The following is a 2,618-nucleotide window of genomic DNA, read 5'->3' on the forward strand; positions in this document are numbered from 1 at the left end:
CAAGGGGGCACCCTGGGGGAATCTGGCCGGGCTCGATCCCTGGCTGCTGCTCGGCGGCGTGCTGGGGGCGCTGTTCGTTGCCATCAGCAGCTGGGCCATAGGCCGGGTTGGGGCCCTGGTCTGCGCCTTGCTCATCGTCGCGGGCCAGTTGGCGGGAGGCGTGTTGCTCGATGCCTTGGCCGGACGGCTGGAGGGGAGCGATCTGCTCGGCACCCTGCTGGTGCTGGCCGGTGCCGGACTGCAACGCTGGCAGGCGGGCAAGCCGCACCCCTGAACAGGCGCTGGCACCTGAAAAGCAGAACACCGGCACCAGGCCGGTGTTCTGGGATAGCAAGGTCGCGCCCCTGCTCGGGGCATCGTTGCCATAGGCAGCTTAGGCGTAGAAGGCCTCGACGGTGATCAGCATGGGGTTGCCATAGCGATCCTTGGCCTTGGGGGAGGGGATTTTCACCCAGCCTTCGCTGATGCAGTACTCCTCGACATTGTTGCGCTCCTTGCCGTTGAGGCGAATGCCGATCTCGTGCTCGAAGCAGGCAGCCACATGGTACGGGCTGCGCAGGTTGGCCGCCAGACGGTCGGGCAGTGCGGGTTTGTTGTCGCTCATCTCTCTAACCTAAGGCAGATAAATAGTGGGGCGGTAGGCAATGCCTATCAAAACTGAGACACCTACTTTTGTGTGCTGGCGATGCAGCAGCTTGCTCAGAAAGGTGGGTGTCCTCACTTTTCATGAGTCTGTATCGGTGCTGCTGTTTAAGGAGTCGGCATGGCACAACCGGCTCAAGGGGGGCGTGACAGGCCGGACAGCCATTGCAGACGGGGTGGTTCCCGATATTAGCAGCTGTGATGCATCGTACTATGGGTGAGATCAGTGAACGGCTGGCGTGGGCTTCAGTTTGTTTGGCTAAAAACGCCTGGTTGACCAAGCAGAAAAAATCGATACAAAACAATACGTTGAAACGCATTTTAAATAATGCACTTTCTTAAGGTCCTGTGCATGAGCCGACTATACTAAAGGCCCAGTCAGCCTATGTGGCATAGTGCTGGTCGATAAGATTATCGCTATTCCAGTGGGGACGAACTGAATAACATCACACAACCCAACTAAACTGTAAATTCGCGAGGTGGTCCATGTTATATGTTGATATCCCAAGCCGTGAAGAGTTCTCCCGTTTATCTGATGTCCGCTCTGATGCCTGTATTTCCATCTACCTTGAAACGTCGCCGTTGCACCAAAAATTAGACGCCAGCCAAATTCAATTGGGCAACTTCATTAAAGAGGCATTGCAGCAGGTTGCGGAACAAGGTTTGGATAAACGCCGCTTGGCCCTGTTGGAGGAAGAACTTTATTCGGTGCTGGAAGATGAGGATTTTTGGGATCTGCATGCCCGCAGCCTGGCCATTTTAGCTACGCCGGACAGTATTACGACTTACCGTTTGGCAAACAAATTGCCCAACCAGCTTAAAGTCAGCGAGCGTTTTTACCTCAAACCTTTACTGCGGGCACTGACATTCCCGCATTCAGCTTATGTGCTGGCGTTGTCTGAAAATCAGGCGCGCCTGATCGAATTTTTTGCCGATGTACCGCCGGTGGAAGTTGCGGTGCAGAATATGCCGTCTCGCAAACATGATGCCATGGGGGAGGCTGCATTAAACGATCATCATCATGGTGCGGTTCACTATAAGGTACGTTTGGCGCAATACACCCGTAAAATAGACCAAGCCTTGCGGCCAATATTTGCGAGTCATGATTATCCGCTTATTTTGGTCACGACTGAGCCTTTATCCTCTATTTATCGTGCAACCAACTCGTTACCGAATCTTACCGATGAAACACTTTTCTGTAATGCCGAGCATTTGGGGGCATCTGAGCTGGTGACCCAGGTTCGTCCACTGTTGGAAAACTATTATCAGGCGCAGTTAAATGCTCTGAAATCACGCTTTGAAGCCCGCTCAGGCGAACGGCGGGTGACTCAGGACTTGTCCGATGCGGCTCGTGCGGCCACCTTTGGTGCCATCGATCTACTGCTGATTAATATCGACAGCAGTATCAATGGGACCATTGATAACGAAGGTTTGATCTCCTTCAGCGGCAGCGGTGATGAAGTCAGTTACAGCATTGTCGATGAGATTGCCAAACGGGCGATTGCTACCGGAGCAAGGGTATTGGCAGTGCGGAGCGAAGATCTACCATCCGGTGCCGATCTCAACGCAATATTACGTTATCCGGTGTAAAAACATCGCTAGTCTACAGTCCCGATAAGAGATTTTTATTAATTGCTGTTCTATCGGCCACAGACAAATAGAAAAGTCGGATAGACAAGCTATCCGACTTTGGCTCCTCCTGGGTACTACTGAATTTTTTAAAATCAATAATCAATGGCATAACGGATAATCGGACAGGTCATACAATGGCCACCGCGGTGCCCACGACCCAGTACACGAGAGGTAGATATTCCCTCCCTTCCATCTTGAAGAAGCTCTTCTTGGCGATGCCACCCAGTGATGCCGTCATCTCTTGGGTCATCTTGGCGGCCTTGCGTCTCTCGCGTATCGCCAGCCCCAGTGCGGCGGGATCCAGTTCTTTCGGGCCGGTTTGCCACTGAGCGTCTGTCATGGTT

At 53.1% G+C, this 2,618-nt stretch carries 3 protein-coding genes and 2 pseudogenes; 3 read left to right on the plus strand and 2 right to left on the minus strand.

Annotated features, from left to right (window positions below; translation table 11 throughout):
- A partial coding sequence (locus AAC083_RS03940) for a DMT family transporter (protein ID WP_181364636.1) occupies nt 1-274 on the plus strand: 274 nt, incomplete at its 5' end.
- 99 nt (nt 275-373) lie between these two features.
- On the opposite strand, the gene AAC083_RS03945 is transcribed toward AAC083_RS03940, so the two are convergent.
- Entirely contained in the window at nt 374-604 is a 231-nt protein-coding gene (locus tag AAC083_RS03945; RefSeq protein ID WP_108535861.1) for a DUF3297 family protein, read from the minus strand.
- Nucleotides 605-743: 139 nt separating this feature from the next.
- Between AAC083_RS03945 and AAC083_RS03950 the strand changes: the two are divergent.
- Both AAC083_RS03950 and AAC083_RS03955 read left to right on the plus strand, forming a co-directional pair.
- Nucleotides 744-984, plus strand: a pseudogene (locus AAC083_RS03950) (IS4 family transposase); the annotation flags it as partial.
- Between the two features lie 144 nt (nt 985-1,128).
- A complete protein-coding gene (locus AAC083_RS03955; RefSeq protein WP_181364637.1) occupies nt 1,129-2,232 on the plus strand; it encodes a baeRF11 domain-containing protein in 1,104 nt (367 codons plus the stop codon).
- Nucleotides 2,233-2,401: 169 nt separating this feature from the next.
- Here AAC083_RS03955 and AAC083_RS03960 read toward each other — a convergent pair.
- Nucleotides 2,402-2,618, minus strand: a pseudogene (locus tag AAC083_RS03960) (hypothetical protein); the annotation flags it as partial.

It is taken from the genome of Aeromonas sp. HMWF014, assembly GCF_963878295.1.
Taxonomy (GTDB): Bacteria; Pseudomonadota; Gammaproteobacteria; order Enterobacterales; family Aeromonadaceae; genus Aeromonas; species Aeromonas popoffii.

Excerpts from the sequence above, each read along its gene's own strand:
- AAC083_RS03945 (WP_108535861.1), bottom strand. The coding sequence starts at position 604 with ATGAGCGACAACAAACCCGCACTGCCCGACCGTCTGGCGGCCAACCTG.
- AAC083_RS03955 (WP_181364637.1), top strand. The coding sequence starts at position 1,129 with ATGTTATATGTTGATATCCCAAGCCGTGAAGAGTTCTCCCGTTTATCT.